Source organism: Acaryochloris marina MBIC11017, from assembly GCF_000018105.1.
GTDB lineage: Bacteria > Cyanobacteriota > Cyanobacteriia > Thermosynechococcales > Thermosynechococcaceae > Acaryochloris > Acaryochloris marina.
The window spans coordinates 2,237,191-2,251,958 of sequence record NC_009925.1 but is presented as its reverse complement, the minus strand read 5'-3'; the positions used below and the strand labels follow the sequence as shown (position 1 = coordinate 2,251,958).

Annotated in this window: 13 protein-coding genes; 7 read left to right on the top strand and 6 right to left on the bottom strand. The window is 50.8% G+C overall.

All coding sequences use genetic code 11. From position 1 onward, the window contains the following. Positions 1-91: 91 nt before the first annotated feature. The gene (locus tag AM1_RS10055; protein WP_012162729.1) at positions 92-1,501 is read right to left on the bottom strand and encodes a LuxR C-terminal-related transcriptional regulator; all 1,410 of its coding nucleotides are present in this window, start codon (positions 1,499-1,501) and stop codon (positions 92-94) included. A 166-nt stretch (positions 1,502-1,667) separates the two neighbouring features. On the opposite strand from AM1_RS10055, the gene AM1_RS10050 reads away from it, so the two are divergent. Further along, the gene (locus AM1_RS10050) at positions 1,668-1,961 is read left to right on the top strand and encodes an MSMEG_0570 family nitrogen starvation response protein (protein ID WP_012162728.1); all 294 of its coding nucleotides are present in this window, start codon (positions 1,668-1,670) and stop codon (positions 1,959-1,961) included. Here AM1_RS10050 and AM1_RS10045 read toward each other — a convergent pair. Further along, entirely contained in the window at positions 1,945-3,102 is a 1,158-nt protein-coding gene (locus tag AM1_RS10045) for an MSMEG_0565 family glycosyltransferase (RefSeq protein ID WP_012162727.1), read from the bottom strand. The two genes, AM1_RS10050 and AM1_RS10045, sit on opposite strands and share 17 nt — an antisense overlap. A gap of 285 nt (positions 3,103-3,387) precedes the next feature. Here AM1_RS10045 and hsdR point away from each other — a divergent pair, with 285 nt between their 5' ends. Genes hsdR through AM1_RS10015 form a run of 6 tightly spaced genes read left to right on the top strand, consistent with a single transcriptional unit; the run spans position 3,388 to position 11,088 of the window. After that, positions 3,388-5,742, top strand: coding sequence for an EcoAI/FtnUII family type I restriction enzme subunit R (hsdR, locus tag AM1_RS10040; protein WP_012162726.1), 2,355 nt, complete (start codon positions 3,388-3,390; stop codon positions 5,740-5,742). Positions 5,743-5,782: 40 nt separating this feature from the next. After that, a complete protein-coding gene (locus tag AM1_RS10035; protein ID WP_012162725.1) occupies positions 5,783-7,243 on the top strand; it encodes a type I restriction-modification system subunit M in 1,461 nt (486 codons plus the stop codon). Between the two features lie 29 nt (positions 7,244-7,272). Beyond that, positions 7,273-7,758 carry a hypothetical protein gene (locus AM1_RS44425; protein WP_012162724.1) on the top strand — a complete coding sequence of 162 codons (486 nt, stop codon included), beginning with the start codon at positions 7,273-7,275 and terminating at the stop codon, positions 7,756-7,758. Next, the gene (locus AM1_RS10025; protein ID WP_041659585.1) at positions 7,755-8,201 is read left to right on the top strand and encodes a type II toxin-antitoxin system VapC family toxin; all 447 of its coding nucleotides are present in this window, start codon (positions 7,755-7,757) and stop codon (positions 8,199-8,201) included. The genes AM1_RS44425 and AM1_RS10025 overlap by 4 nt, the downstream gene beginning before the upstream one ends. Next, positions 8,201-9,922, top strand: coding sequence for a restriction endonuclease subunit S (locus AM1_RS37560; RefSeq protein ID WP_012162722.1), 1,722 nt, complete (start codon positions 8,201-8,203; stop codon positions 9,920-9,922). Before AM1_RS10025 ends, AM1_RS37560 begins: the two co-directional genes overlap by 1 nt. Positions 9,923-9,960: 38 nt before the next feature. Next, positions 9,961-11,088, top strand: coding sequence for a PDDEXK nuclease domain-containing protein (locus AM1_RS10015; RefSeq protein ID WP_012162721.1), 1,128 nt, complete (start codon positions 9,961-9,963; stop codon positions 11,086-11,088). Here AM1_RS10015 and AM1_RS10010 read toward each other — a convergent pair. From AM1_RS10010 to AM1_RS09995, 4 genes are all read right to left on the bottom strand, one after another. Continuing rightward, positions 11,077-12,078: a sll0787 family AIR synthase-like protein gene (locus AM1_RS10010; protein ID WP_012162720.1), complete on the bottom strand. Its 1,002-nt coding sequence runs from the start codon at positions 12,076-12,078 to the stop codon at positions 11,077-11,079. The genes AM1_RS10015 and AM1_RS10010 overlap by 12 nt on opposite strands. Next, positions 12,078-12,587: an MSMEG_0567/Sll0786 family nitrogen starvation N-acetyltransferase gene (locus AM1_RS10005; RefSeq protein ID WP_012162719.1), complete on the bottom strand. Its 510-nt coding sequence runs from the start codon at positions 12,585-12,587 to the stop codon at positions 12,078-12,080. Before AM1_RS10005 ends, AM1_RS10010 begins: the two co-directional genes overlap by 1 nt. A 70-nt stretch (positions 12,588-12,657) precedes the next feature. Beyond that, on the bottom strand, positions 12,658-13,743 hold the full coding sequence (locus tag AM1_RS10000) for an MSMEG_0568 family radical SAM protein (protein WP_012162718.1): 1,086 nt from the start codon (positions 13,741-13,743) through the stop codon (positions 12,658-12,660). Positions 13,744-13,752: 9 nt separating this feature from the next. Then, entirely contained in the window at positions 13,753-14,751 is a 999-nt protein-coding gene (locus AM1_RS09995) for a Nit6803 family nitrilase (protein ID WP_012162717.1), read from the bottom strand. Between the last annotated feature and the right edge of the window lie 17 nt (positions 14,752-14,768).

Sequence of the window (14,768 nt, the reverse complement as noted above, 5' to 3'; positions counted from 1 at the left end):
TCCCAGGAGCTGGCGTCGCCTTCTCATACTTGCACTGAATATCTATTTTTGAATGTCTGCCCAGTCTCGTTCTAAAGTCACGACTGAGCACCTAAATCCACTCTCGACTAGTAGCCTCATAAACCGCTTGATACCGATTTTTGGCCTTTAACTTGGTCAAAGTATTGTTGACGTGAAACCGAACGGTACTTTCGCTGATATGTAATCGGTTGGCAATATCGCGATCTCTTAGCCCTTGAGATAACAACCGCATAATTTCCTGTTCCCGGTCGGATAACGTAGGAGCGATTAGCTCAGGCAAAGCCGCTTGGCCTTGCGAAACTTGAGCCACAACTGTATAGAGTTGCTGAGGAATAATATCCAGTGTCACCACCGCTTGAGCTGCTGCAGGGATCTGCCCCCGAGGGGAATGCTGAATCCAAATGATAGGTGACTTAGACGATGGGATATCCAGACGATCTGTCAGCAGGACTTCTTGACAATTTGATTCTGCTGTTTTGGCAGACGTCATTTCTTTCAGATTTAAGCCTGCTTGCAAACATAGATGGGTAAATGCCAGTTGTAAGACAGACTGTTGACAGTGGACGGACACGGAGAAATGCTCAGTTGCAGCCCCATAGGGCAGCGTTAAAGTCAGCTCAAACACGCGATCTTGGGGGTCCGGTTGGGTAGTCAATGTCCCTCCCAGCCACAGAGTCAGCCGCTGTAGCTCGGCTAAGGGAGAGGCAGTTTGCTCTAACAGATCTTCACGGATGTTAGGGGGGAAGATTGCGATTGCATCCAACAATACGGCTTGTTCACCATAGGTCAAGCGGCAATAGCTGCAATCCAGTTGGGTTAACAGCTCCACCCCGCGCAGCAGGGCATAGGCCATAGAAGCCGGAAGATCCCGCTCCGTGCCCACCAACATTAACTGAGTTGAGGTGAGCACCTTTGCCAGTTGATCGGAAAGGGCTATTGCCCCACTTTGAGACACAGATTTGGGTATCGTTCTCTGAGACTGAAGTGCGGCATCTAAGGCAATAGTTGTCGTCAGACACAGCATTTGCAGAACTTCCAGGAATTCTGGAGCGAGGGGAGTATGACTAAAGGTGGCCAGGACTCCTAACACCCGATCACCCGCCATTAGCGGATACCCGGCAAACCCTTGAATTTGATTGGCAATTGCCCAGTCTCGATCCTTGACCCAGGGTTCATCCGGTAAATAATTACTTAAAAACGGCACTCGGTTTTGGGCAATCTTGCCCACCTTATAGGCACCCATGGGCACATGGGCAAAAGAACCATTGGTATGGGTATACAGCCCAGAAGAGGCAACTAAGGTCAGAGCTTGCTGATCAGTGTCCGTTAACCAGATGCGAGCAAAGGCACATTGAAAACGCTGGACCAACGCTTCAGTGACACGATGGGCAATTTCTGCTGGTTCTAAGCACCCAGAAATACTTTGACCAATCGCATTGACATCCTGAAGATCGGAGAGTAACTGAACAGAATTTAGCAAGGTGTGGCTTGGGGCTGGAATGGCTCAAGAGAACGGATCACTTCTTTATTGAATAAAAAAGACTCCCCTCACTTTGTATCAACCAGTACAACTTGCGACTCCCCCTGCGCCGTTAAAGTAAAGGTCAGGAAATCTGTTTCACTTATCTCCCTTTGCACTTTGCCCCATGCCAGAAATTCGCTTTCAAATCCAATGGCCCGACGGTACCCAGGAAACCTGCTATTCACCTTCCTTGGTCGTCAAAGACTATTTCGAGCCAGGAAGTACCTATGAATTGAGTGACTTTATGGCGCGATCACAAACCGCTCTGACCATTGCCAGCGACCGAGTAAAAGCTAAATATGGTATGCCTTGCAGCCTCGCCTTAGGACAACTGCAATCTCTGGAAACTCGGGCTCAGACCTATCAAGATCTCGCCGATCCCAAGGTACAAATGATTCAATTTATTCCTGGTGGTTAGCCCGTAAGCGCTGATATTGTTCCACATGAGAAAGCGCTGACTGATGCCAGGAATATTGGTCCAAAATTGGGGTGGCAGAGGAGAGGTATACAGAACCGTAGGTCGGATCAAGGCTCAACATCCCTTTAGCCATCTGGTCAGGATCTTGGGGATTGACCCACACGGCCTGTTCCCTACCTAAAAATTCTGTAAACGGCGGTTGGTCAGAGAGAAGCAGCGGTAACCCAGATGCGATCGCTTCTAGAACGACCAGTCCCCATCCTTCTTTCAAAGACGGGAAACAAAAGGCATCCGCACAACGATAAAGCACCGGAAGATCAGCATCAGGCACAACCCCCGGCAAAATTAGAGATCGTCCAATATCAATTTGCAATGTCTGGACTTGCTGGAAAAACTGGTCTCGATACGCTTGGTAGTCAAACAGGGTTGCACCGCCCGCAATCACGAGTTGGGCTTGGGGTCTGTTCTGTAATACTTGGGCAAAGGCTGTGAGTAACCGAATGGAATTTTTTCGCGGTTCAATTCCACCCACCGTCAGATAAATGGGAGATCCATGCAAACCTAAGGCTTCTTTAAGCACAGATTCTTGTCCAGTGGGAATAAGAGAAAACCGCTCTAAATTAACGCCATTTGTTACCCGAGGGGCGGTGATGTGGTACTCAGTGACGAGCCTCTCTTGCCAGTAATCACTGACGCATAAACATAAGTCGGGGTCTCGAATTGAGCGGTCTTGGCACTGCTGTAAATAGAGACTCTGGAAGTCTTCAATATGATGGACGGTGCGGACGACGTGGGGGAGATGTTGGGTTTGGCGAAGCTGCATTAAAGCGTTGACACTAATGCAATCCTGAGCATGATAGATATCGTGTTTATGGGGATGTGCTCCTAAGAAACTTACAAATTCCTGAATCCGTTGCTGGATCAGGGCATCAATATCGCTAGGGGCGGCTTGAGCAGGAATAAGTTGTACGGGATGAGGTAGGATTCGCTCAAATCCTTTTCCATCTTTATCGAGGGCATATACATAAACTTGATGGCCCAAAGCGGTAAGCGCTGCCGCCAGTTCTAGGGTATGGATAACGCTGCCCCGTGGTTTTGTGGCATAGGTCAACAGTGCGATTGATAGGGGTGCGGCGGACATGGGTTGGCCCTTGGCTCTGATAAATTGAATGCCAATAGTCTAAAGGGATGCCCTGTCGAATCCAACACCTGAATTGGGTGTTATTGGGTGTGTAAATGGGTGACATAACTCTGGGAACTTTGCAGGCCGAGATCTAGGGAATAGGGTGTAAGCAGAGACAGGCAAGGCCCAGATCGAGAGGAATAGACCTATCAAACTGCCGAACCATAGGTGATTTACCTGGGTATGATGAGTAGGAGCGAGCTGGATGCTGTTCACGCTTAAAATACCTTTATTTTTTGTTTGATGACCAAAAAATCTCTGAGTGAAGTGGATATTTGCGATCGCTATATTACTCCGGCGATTGATGCGGCGGGTTGGAAGAAAAGCCAAATCCGGCGGGAATATGGCTTTACGGATGGGCAGATCATTGTGCGGGGGCAATTGACGACGAGGGGAAAACGCAAGCGAGCAGATTATTTGCTGTTTTACCCTCAGAACCAGCCGATTGCCGTAATTGAAGCCAAGGATAACAAACATAGTTTGGGGGCGGGAATGCAGCAGGCCCTGGGATATGCCGAGACTTTGCAGGTTCCGTTTGTGTTTTCTTCGAATGGGGATGGCTTTTTGCTCCATGATCGCAGTGGTACTTATCCTCAGGTGGAGCAGGCGCTAGCGCTGGAGGTGTTTCCGTCACCGGATGAGCTGTGGCAACGGTATCGTCAGAGCCAAGGGTTGTTGGGGGTGGACGAGGCGCTGCTCACCTCGCCTTATTATTTTGAGATAGGAGGGAAGAAGCCCCGCTACTATCAGCAGTTGGCGATCAATCAGACCTTGGCGGCTATTGCCAAGGGGCAGAAGCGCTGTCTCCTAGTGATGGCGACGGGAGCTGGAAAGACTTACACGGTTTTCAATATTATTTGGCGACTGTGGAAAAAGCGGGTGGTGAAGCGGGTGCTGTTTTTAGCCGATCGCAATGCGTTGGTGGATCAAACCATTACCAATGATTTTCGCCCTTTTGGCCAGGTGATGACTAAGCTGACGCGCAAACTGGTAGACGACAATGGCAAGATTGATACCTCCTATGAGGTCTATCTCGGTATTTACCAGGCGATTATTGGCCAGGAAGGCCAGGAGGATCTGTACAGCAAGTTCCCGGCAGATTTCTTTGATTTGATTGTGATTGATGAATGTCACCGGGGCAGCGCAGCGGAGGATTCTAACTGGCGACAGGTGTTGGATTATTTTACCAGCGCCACTCAGTTAGGCTTAACCGCTACTCCTAAGGAAACTCAATACGTCTCTAATATTGATTATTTTGGTGAACCCATTTACACCTATTCCCTGCGGCAGGGGATTGAGGATGGTTTCTTGGCTCCGTTCCGTCGGGTGCAGGTGCAGTTGGATAAGGATATAGAGGGCTGGATACCGGACGCCAATGAGGTGGATGATCAGGGGCAATTGATCGAGCAGCGGGAGTACAATTTGCGGGACTTTGACCGCAATATAGTGTTTGACCAGCGAACCCAGGCGGTGGCGGAGTATGTGAGTGAGTTTCTGCATCAAGGCGACCCGATGCGCAAGACGATTGTCTTTTGTGAGGATATTGACCATGCGGAGCGGATGCGGCAGGCTTTTGTGAATGTTGCGGTGAATCGGCCCCTCGTGGAGCAGGATCGGCGTTATGTGATGCGGGTAACGGGGGATGACAAGGAAGGGAAGGCCCAACTGGATCACTTTATCAATCCGAAAGAAGACTATCCGGTGATTACGACCACCTCGAAGCTGATGACGACGGGGGTGGATGCCCAAACCTGTCATGTGATTGTTTTGGATCGACGGATCCAGTCGATGACCGAGTTTAAGCAGATTGTGGGGCGAGGGACGCGGTTACGCCCCGACTTTGGCAAAAACTTTTTCACCATTATTGATTTTCGCAATGCTACGGCATTGTTTAACGATGAGGATTGGGATGGGCCTCCGATTCAGGATGAGCAGTTTGGTGTTGGTCCATCCTCGGCCCAGTCAGAGCCTAGAGATGTCACCCTTGACCCAGCCTTCGATGATGGTTCTGCTGAACGGGTGAAATACCAAGTGGGGCGTCAGGAATTTATGGTGGCGCGGGAGCGGGTGAGCTACTACGACAAGGAGGGGAAACTGACGACGGAATCCCTCAAGGACTATAACCGTCGGACGATTAATGAGGCGTATCAGTCTCTGGATCGCTTTTTGGGGAAATGGAATAAGGCGGATCGCAAGTCGGCGATCTTGGAGGAACTCCAGTCCCACGGAGTGATGGTGGAAGCATTAGCCAAACAGGTGGGGGCAGAGTATGACCTCTTTGATTTGATTTGCCATGTGGCCTTTGATCAGCCCCCCAAAACCAGACGAGAGCGAGCCAACCAGGTGCGCAAGCGAGATGTGTTTACGCAATATGGGGAGACCGCGCGGGCGGTGTTGGAAGGTCTGTTGGAGAAGTATGCCGATCAGGGGGTGGTCTCTATGGAGGATGCGAAGGTTCTGCAGTTGGAGCCGTTTGCCCAGTTAGGGACGCCTGTGGAGTTGTTGAAACAGTTTGGGGGGAAGAAGCAATATCGGGCAGCGGTAAGTGAGTTGGCGCGGATGCTGTACGATGATGAATCAGCTTCTCCAGGGGCGTAGACAGCGCCTCACGCTTTAGCATCGGTTTTGAGGAATGGCTATGTCTTTATCCGCCACGATTAAGTCGATTCAAGACATCATGCGCAAGGATGTGGGGGTCGATGGAGATGCCCAGCGCATCGGACAGTTGGGCTGGATGCTGTTTTTTAAGATTTTTAGCGACCAGGACTTGGAACTGGAAGCCCTAGTGGATGACTATGAGTCTCCGATTCCAGCGGAACTGCAGTGGTCGGCCTGGGCGGATAGTGAGCAATTGGGCAAGCAGGCGTTGACGGGAGAGGCACTGCTGGATCTAGTGGATAATTGCTTGTTTCCGGCCCTAAAGGAGTTGGACCTAGAAGACCTAGAGGGAATTGCTCAGGGGCGGGGCGCACTGCTGCGATCGGTGTTTGAAGATGCCTACAACTATATGAAGTCGGGCACGTTGCTGCGGCAGGTGGTGAATAAGATCAATGACAATATCGATTTTAATGAGTCGAAGCAGCGGGACTTGTTTGGGGATATGTATGAGCAGTTGCTCAAGGATCTTCAAGGGGCAGGCAATGCGGGCGAGTTTTATACGCCCCGTGCGGTCACCCAGTTTGCCATTGATAGGGTGAATCCGCAGTTGGGAGAGCGGGTGCTGGATCCGGCCTGCGGCACGGGGGGATTTTTGACCTGCGCCTTTGAGCATTTGAAGCAACAGGTGCAGGGTTCGCAGGATTTGGAGCAGGCCAAGCAGGGGGTTTGGGGGGTAGAGAAGAAGCCTCTACCTCATTTGCTCTGCGTGACGAATATGCTGGTGCATGGCCTGGAGGTGCCAACCAATGTGCGCCATGACAATACATTGCGCAAGCCCTTACGGGATTATGCACGGGCGGATCAGGTGGATGTGGTGGTGACCAATCCGCCCTTTGGGGGCATGGAGGAGGATGGTATTGAGCGGGGTTTCCCAACGGAGTTCCGCACGCGGGAGACGGCGGATCTGTTTCTGGTGTTGGTGATGGAGCTGCTGAAGGCAGGCGGACGGGCCGCGATTGTGTTGCCGGATGGGACGTTATTTGGGGAAGGGATTAAAACGCGGATTAAGGAAAAGCTGCTGCGGGAGTGTAATTTACATACGATTGTGCGGTTGCCGAATGGGGTGTTTGCACCCTATACGAGCATTAAGACGAATCTGTTGTTTTTTACCAAGGGGGAGCCGACCCAGGAGATTTGGTATTACGAGCATCCTTATCCCAAGGGGTATAAGTCCTACTCGAAGACGAAGCCGATGCGGATTGAGGAGTTTGGGCCGGAGAAGGCGTGGTGGGAGCAGCGGGAGGAGAATGAGTTTGCCTGGAAGGTGTCGCTGCAGGAGATTCAGGCGAATAACTACAATCTGGATGTAAAGAATCCGAATGCAGCGGGGGAGGTGCATGAGGATGCGGCGGTATTGCTGGATAAGTATCGGTTTGCTGTGCAACAGGCGGATGAAGCGAGATCGGCTTTACAAGCGGCTTTGCGAGATTGTTTAGAATAGGAAAATCCTTTGAGCAAGGAGATGGCGAGATGACCACAGTGGCTGAAATTGAAGCAGCAATTCGACAGTTGCCGGAGGATGAGGCACGGCAGTTGTCAGCATGGTTGGTGGATTATTTAGATGATGCCTGGGATGCACAGATTAAGACGGATGCGGAGGCGGGACGATTGGATGCGTTTATTGCCAGAGCAGAAGCGGATATTGCGGCGGGGGATGTCAGGAATTTGGATGAAGTCCTGCTATTGGCTAAGGAATATTCGAATGCAGAGACCATATCCAATCCTCAGTCTCAAGCAGCAGAGCAAGTGGATCAAGCTGAACTAAAACGACGCTGGGCAGAGTGGGTCGAAGATTTAGCTGATATTGAGGCGGAGACTATCGCATCTAAACGATCGTGGCTAGAGTTAGAGGGGATTGCGGCTGGTGCTGGTAGAGAAGAAAATGCGCAGGTTTGGGTGACGAAAATGCGTGATGAGTGGGACGATCGCGAAAATCAGTGGCAAACATCGGTATGAGGATCGATGCGGTGCTTTCCGGCATCAATCGATTGTTCCTCGATACCGCACCTGTTATTTACTATGTAGAGCAACATCCGCAGTATTTTGTGCTGTTGCAACCGATTTTTCGGAGTCTGAGTCGAGGAGATTTTGTGGCGGTGACTTCTCCGGTGACCTTGGCGGAAACGTTGATGTTTCCTCTAAGAGATAGCAATTCTCAACAACAACAGGTTTTCACGGATGTGATCACAACGGCAGCGTTTACGACCTTTGTTGCGATTGATGCCGGAATCGCGGTAAAAGCGGCTCAATTACGGGTTCAATATTCTCTGAAGTTACCGGATGCTTTGCAGCTTGCGACTGCGATTGTGTCTGGATGTGATGGTTTTTTGACAAATGATTTTCAGCTGAAGAAGGTGGCTGAGCTGCAGGTTTTGGTTGTAGATGAGCTGGAAGTCTAATGGATTTGCCAACATTTTGGGATAATTTCGAGGTGATTGCGGAAGCGCCGGGTGGGGTGCAACGGCTGCGGGAGTTGATTTTGGATTTGGCGGTACGGGGAAAGTTAGTGCCGCAAGATCCGACAGAAGGACAAGCTCAAGAACAGCTTGCAAATCTGAGGAATGAGCGAGCTGAACATTTAGCAAAAACTGCGGATTCCAATACTGAGTATCGCAGAATGTTGAAAAAGCTCTCTGCTTTAGAATCCTCTGTCCCCCCCTTTGATATACCGTCAAATTGGTCGATAGCACATCTAATTGATTTATCTCTTTTGGTTGTGGATTGTCATAACAAAACAGCTCCCACCACTTTCGAAGGTATTCCACTAATACGAACGACTAATATCAGAAATCGCCAGTTCCGTTTTCATGGGATGAAATATGTAGATCAAGACACATATGAGTTTTGGTCACGAAGATGCTTCCCTGAGCCAGGAGACATTATCTTTACGCGCGAAGCTCCAATGGGTGAAGCCACTATTATTCCTGATGGGATGAAAGTTTGTTTGGGACAGCGAACAATGCTAATTCGTGTCTTTGAACAGTTTGTAGATCGAAACTTTGTACTGTTAGCGTTGACTGAACCAGGTTTAATCAAGCGACTTGCTAGTAATGCTGTTGGAATGACAGTTAAGCATCTGCGAGTTAAAGACGTAGAACAAATTTGTCTACCACTACCACCTCTTGCAGAGCAGAAGCGGATTGTGGCGAAGGTGGATGAATTGATGGCAATGTGCGATCGCTATGAGGTATCGAAGTGCGATCGCAACACCCTACGAACAAAAATGCGAGCAAGTGCGAACGATGCCCTGATGAATGCTGAAACAGATGAATCGCTAAATACGGCCTGGGAATTTGTTCAAGAGCATTGGGAATGCCTAATTCAGGAACCTGAAGAAGTTGAGACCGTCCGCAAAGTCATCTTGCAGCTAGGAGCAAGAGGCAAATTATCGAAACAGACTGTTACTGATGGCTCTGTAGATAAAGTCATTGAGCAGGCTCAGCATGAAAAAAATGCATTATCAAAAAAGAAGCCGTTTCCCAAACTTAGGAAAATCAAGCCCTTAGATGAAGTAGAACAGCCGTTTCAAATTCCAAGGTCGTGGACATGGGTTCGTGTTGAGACAATTTGCACTCATATTGTTGATTGCTTACATCGAACACCTAAGTATCAAGAGAATGGTTATCCTGCAATTCGAACTTCAGATATACAGCCAGGTAAAATCCTTGTTGATCAAGCTCGAAAAGTTGGGATAGAAGAGTATCAAACACAAACTCAAAGACTCATACCACAAGAGGGAGATATTTTTTATTCGAGAGAGGGAAATTTTGGGATAGCGGCGGTTGTTCCACCGCAATGTGAAATATGTCTTTCACAGCGTATGATGCAATTCCGTGTAGCTTCGAATATAGATCCCTACTTTTTTTCTTGGGTTATGAATGCTCCAGTCATTTTTAATCAAGCATTAAATGATGCGGCTGGAATGACTGTCCCTCATGTTAATATTCGTTCCCTTAAGCAATTCGTTTTTCCTCTTCCCCCTTTCGCTGAACAAAAACGCATAGTCATCAAAGTCGATCAACTGATGACCTTCTGTGACAACCTCGAAGCCCACCTGCACGAAACCCAGGAAAAAGCCACAGCCCTTGCCGCTGCTGTAGTAGGCCAGCTAGAAGTTTAGGTTTTAGGTCTAAGTGCCACCCCTGTAAGCCCGTTCCCATGAACGATAATCACCCCGATTTGCTATATCAACGTATTCGCGACATCCTCAACGCCGCCCAAATCGGCGTTTCCCGAACCGTCAATACGACACAAGTCGTCTCCTACTGGCTGATCGGGCGCGAAATTGTCGAACAAGAACAACAGGGACAACAGCGGGCCGAATATGGCGAAAACCTCCTCAAAGACCTTTCTCGTAGACTGACCAAAGATGTTGGTAAAGGCTTTTCCTACGCCAATCTCAAATTTATCCGTCAATTTTATTTTGCTTATCCGCAACTTTTGGGTGACCAGGACAAAGGCTACGCGGTGAGTAGCCTTTCTGATGCCCCCTTCAACCTCTCGAAAATCCTTCAATCCAACCCCAACTGGCAACCCGGTCAACTTCATCCCAATCTGTCTTGGACCCATTACCGAAGACTGATGCGAGTCGATAATCTGGATGCCCGATCCTTCTATGAAATCGAAGCGCTCAAAAATAACTGGTCCGCCCGCGAACTCGAACGCCAAATTAGCAGCCTTCTATTTGAGCGCCTCGCCAAAAGCACCGATAAAGCCGGACTGATGCAGCTCGCCACCGAAGGCCAAATTATCCAAACTCCCAGCGATGTATTCAAAGACCCTGTCGTGATTGAATTCCTTGGCCTTCCCGAATCCCCTCGTATCGTCGAATCCGACCTCGAAACCGCCCTGATTAGCAACCTGCAAACCTTTCTGCTCGAACTGGGCAAAGGATTTGCCTTTGTCTCCCGCCAAGAACGGATCAGCCTCGAAGGCGATCACTTCTATATTGATCTCGTTTTCTACCACACCATCCTTAAGTGCTACATTCTGATCGATCTGAAAGTCGGCAAACTCAACCACGGCGACCTTGGTCAGCTCCAGCTCTACGTCAACTACTACGATCTCGAACGCTGCGCCCCAGACGACAACCCCACCCTTGGTCTAATCCTCTGCTCTGACAAAAATGATGCCGTGGTCAAATACACCCTTGGTCCCAACCAACAAACCAAAATCTTTGCCAGCCGCTATCAACTCCACCTCCCCACTGAAGCTGAACTCCAGGCCGAACTCCATCGCGAAATGGCCCAACTGCAAGATCGACAACCGCCCAATTTAGAGGTTTGATGGGTTGTGCTTCCGGTCTGCGTGGGATGGAGAAAAACCCGTGAGGGATTCTTGGCTCAAGTCCCAGAAGGAAGTTGACTCAGCGCTAGATTTTAGGGTTAAGGTATGCCCCGGCGTGATTTGTCCAATGGCTGTACAGACCAAATCATGGGGGGCAAATAACTGCTGGATTGGCTCCACACAATCGGGTCTAACACTGAGCAAAAAACCATAACTGGGAAAACTCACCAGCCACTGTTTGAAGTCCAAATCCGAAGGACAGGGAATCGCCTCTAGGTCTAGCTCAGCCCCGCAACCGGAAGTCTCCAGTAACATCAACAAGGTGCCCACTAAGCCCCCCATGCTAATGTCTTTCCCGGCATCGCATAGTCCTGACTCAGCCAGGGCGGGCAGTAAATTGAGATGGGCCTGTAGCGTCTGGGGTTCTGCCATTGTCGCTGCATCCCAAAACGGATATTTGGGATGGGGCTGACCCTTGAGATCGGTGACCAGCAGTAAGGTATCGCCGGGTTGGGCATTGAAACTGGTGATCAACTGTTGGGCGCGTCCCAAAATTGCCACCGATAGAGCTTTATAGGGGCTATGACAGTGAGTATGGCCGCCAACAATGGGCACGTTAAAGGCCTTAGATGCCGCTTGCATCCCTTGCCAAAGCTGTTCTGCCTGATCCGTGGACTGACTCCAGAGGGCATCCACTACGGCAATCGGTTTGCCTCCCATGGCATAGATATCGCTAACGTTGACGAGTACTCCACACCAGCCTGCAAACCAGGGTTCTGTTTCTACCAACACGGACCACATGCCCTCCGCTGCCAGCAATAGATAACCCTCACCATCAGGGATAGCGGCACAGTCATCTCCTAACCAAATGGGTTTTTGAGTGGTATTATCCGGGACCCAAGCCCCCAAGTGACGGGCCACGGGTTGAATATCCCGTTTATGCAGCAGGCCCAAGGTTTGTCGTAATTCGGTGGCTAACTCCGACAGCATTAAGAGGCTTGCAGGAGGGGCTGGGGACGGGGTTCATGACCGGGAGGATAGAAGGCTAAGTCTGCTTCCATCAGGTGATGGGGGCGATCGCAAATCTGTATCTCTTCTAAGGAGTCCCAGTGCTGGCGTTGAAAAAACCGAACGTTCTGGAGTTGGACCGTAGCCAAGAAGCGATCGCATCCCCAAGTATTAGCAGTGGTCACGGCTTTATAGATCAGGCCCTTACCGATGCGACCCACCCGCCGATAGTCAGCATGAACCCCTAAGCGACCGCCGTACCAGAGGCGATCTTGCTCCTCGTAAATGCGGACTACGCCGACCACCTGTTGGTCTGGAGGTGCTTCTTGATCAATAGCTACGATCGGATAGGCGGTGGTATCGATATCGTCTTCATCGTCCCCTTCAAATAGACCTTGTTCCTGGCAAAAAATAGACTGACGCAAGTCAAAATATCCCCGTAGATCCTGGGGAGATTGCGCCAACTTAAAGCAATATCGACTGGATGCCATCAGATACCTCTGTGCTGCTAAATAGTACTACCTAGCAATCGGGGGATTGCTGGCATAAACCCTCTAAAAATTAAGCTTCAAACGTAGACAAAGCGGAACAGGCCCCACACTTGGCACATCCTGCATTGATATCTGCCGAGGACATGCCCGCTTGTTTGAGCATCGCCCCCACCTGCTGATAGAGGGTAAACATAAACTCGCTGCTGGGGGCGGGATGATTGGCTAAGGGGGTACTGGAAATAGGGACAAAGGGCACAACAAAGGGATATACCCCCAAATCAATAAGTCGTTGTGAAGCCTCCACCAGCGTGTCCAGGCTATCGCCCAGTCCAGCCAATAAATAGGTGGAAACTTGACCCCAGCCAAATACCTGTACTGCGGCATCAAAGGCTTCAAAGTAATGGGATAGGGGGACTTCGGCTTTACCGGGCATGATTTGCGATCGCACCTGTGGATCGACGGCTTCTAGGTGCATTCCCAAACTGTCGATACCTGCCGCCTTCATCTGGGCAAACCAGCCAAAACCATCCGGGGGTTCGCATTGGGCCTGAATCGGTAGGTTGACCCGAGCTTTAATGGCTTGGGCACATTCGGCTAAGTAGGCAGCTCCGCGATCGCGGGTATTGGGCGTCCCGGTGGTCATAATCATATGCTGGACCCCGTCCAGGCGCACTGCTGCTTCCGCCACTTCTGCTAGTTGTTCCGGTGTTTTGCGAGCAATGGTCCGATCCGCCTCTAGGGACTTTTCAATGGCACAAAACTGGCAGGCCGTATCAGGATCGCGATACCGCATACAGGTTTGCAATACCGTGGTGGCCAACACGTCATGGCTATGGAGGAGGGCAATCTTCCAGTAGGGAATGCCCTCTGCCGTTTGTAGTTGGTAAAACTGGGGTTGCCGAGGAAATTCCACCGTGGCCACGGCCTGGTCGGCTTTCTCTAACACCGCTTGCCGGCCTTGATTCACCTGGGCGGTATAGGGGGACTGGCTGGCGGTTCCCGTATAAATCGGAACCATCACCGTCGTCCCATCCACCGTCACCGCTTTATGATCCGAGGGACCGGCCCCACCCCGACGACCCGCTACGCCAATACTGGGGGCAATCACCTGCAGTCCGTTCGATTGCAGTTCAGTAATTAGATGTTGTTTGTCCATAATCTTGGGTTAATCGACGGGGTGAGGGATGGGCTCACTGGATAAGGGAGAATCCTGCTCTGGGAGCGGTACGGTGGGAGCCGATTGCATTACGGCCCACGCTTGTTGGTTGACCTGCAGCTGCAGCAAATCGGGGCGGGAATAATGGCCTACGGAGTCCATCATTCGTTTGCGTTTGGTAATCAGGGAGAAATCGAGATCGGCAATGGCCATCCCTTCTCCCTCGGTCACGGGGTCGCAGAGGGGCACCCCCTCGGGGCTAATAATGGCGGTATAGCAGCCGCCACTGAGGACTTTTTGCAGTTTTTCATCGGCGGTAATTTGCTGCTTTTGCTCTGGGGTAAGCCAGCCCGTGGCATTGACCACGAAACAGCCCGACTCTAGAGCATGGTGACGCATGGTCACCTCCATTTGGTCGGCAAAGATTTGCCCCACCATGGATCCGGGGAACTGCCCACAGTGAATTTCTTCCTGCTGAGCCATCAGGGCATAGCGAGCTAGGGGATTGTAATGCTCCCAGCAGGCCAAGGCCCCTAGCCGACCCACTGCCGTCTCTAGGACGGCGAGTCCAGCCCCATCTCCTTGTCCCCAGACCATCCGTTCGTGGTAGGTAGGGGTAATCTTGCGTCGCTTCAGCCCCAAGGTGCCATCGGCATCAAAGATCAGTTGGGTGTTATAGAGGGAACCGCCCTCCCGCTCATTCACCCCCAGAACCACCACCATTTCGTAGGAGCGAGCGGCTCGGCTGATGGCATCCACCACGGCTCCCGGCACAGTCACTGCTTCTTCATACAGCTGCATATGGGCCTTCCCCATCACCACGGGCGGCTGAACAAAGGAGAAATAGGGATAGTAGGGGACAAAGGTTTCCGGGAAGACAATCAATTGCACCTCTTCTTGGGCCGCAGATGCGATCGCATCCAAAACCTTCTCCGTGGTCCCTTCTCGACTGAACAAGACCGGACTGATCTGCACCGCAGCAGCTCGTACTGCTTTTTCGTGATCCATAACGATGACCTCAAGGG

Bases quoted from the DNA above. Each gene is read 5' to 3' on its own strand.
- AM1_RS10000 (WP_012162718.1), bottom strand. From the start codon at position 13,743: ATGGACAAACAACATCTAATTACTGAACTGCAATCGAACGGACTGCAG.
- AM1_RS44425 (WP_012162724.1), top strand. From the start codon at position 7,273: ATGACCACAGTGGCTGAAATTGAAGCAGCAATTCGACAGTTGCCGGAG.
- AM1_RS09995 (WP_012162717.1), bottom strand. From the start codon at position 14,751: ATGGATCACGAAAAAGCAGTACGAGCTGCTGCGGTGCAGATCAGTCCG.
- hsdR (WP_012162726.1), top strand. From the start codon at position 3,388: ATGACCAAAAAATCTCTGAGTGAAGTGGATATTTGCGATCGCTATATT.
- AM1_RS37560 (WP_012162722.1), top strand. From the start codon at position 8,201: ATGGATTTGCCAACATTTTGGGATAATTTCGAGGTGATTGCGGAAGCG.
- AM1_RS10025 (WP_041659585.1), top strand. From the start codon at position 7,755: ATGAGGATCGATGCGGTGCTTTCCGGCATCAATCGATTGTTCCTCGAT.
- AM1_RS10045 (WP_012162727.1), bottom strand. From the start codon at position 3,102: ATGTCCGCCGCACCCCTATCAATCGCACTGTTGACCTATGCCACAAAA.
- AM1_RS10015 (WP_012162721.1), top strand. From the start codon at position 9,961: ATGAACGATAATCACCCCGATTTGCTATATCAACGTATTCGCGACATC.
- AM1_RS10010 (WP_012162720.1), bottom strand. From the start codon at position 12,078: ATGCTGTCGGAGTTAGCCACCGAATTACGACAAACCTTGGGCCTGCTG.
- AM1_RS10005 (WP_012162719.1), bottom strand. From the start codon at position 12,587: ATGGCATCCAGTCGATATTGCTTTAAGTTGGCGCAATCTCCCCAGGAT.
- AM1_RS10035 (WP_012162725.1), top strand. From the start codon at position 5,783: ATGTCTTTATCCGCCACGATTAAGTCGATTCAAGACATCATGCGCAAG.
- AM1_RS10050 (WP_012162728.1), top strand. From the start codon at position 1,668: ATGCCAGAAATTCGCTTTCAAATCCAATGGCCCGACGGTACCCAGGAA.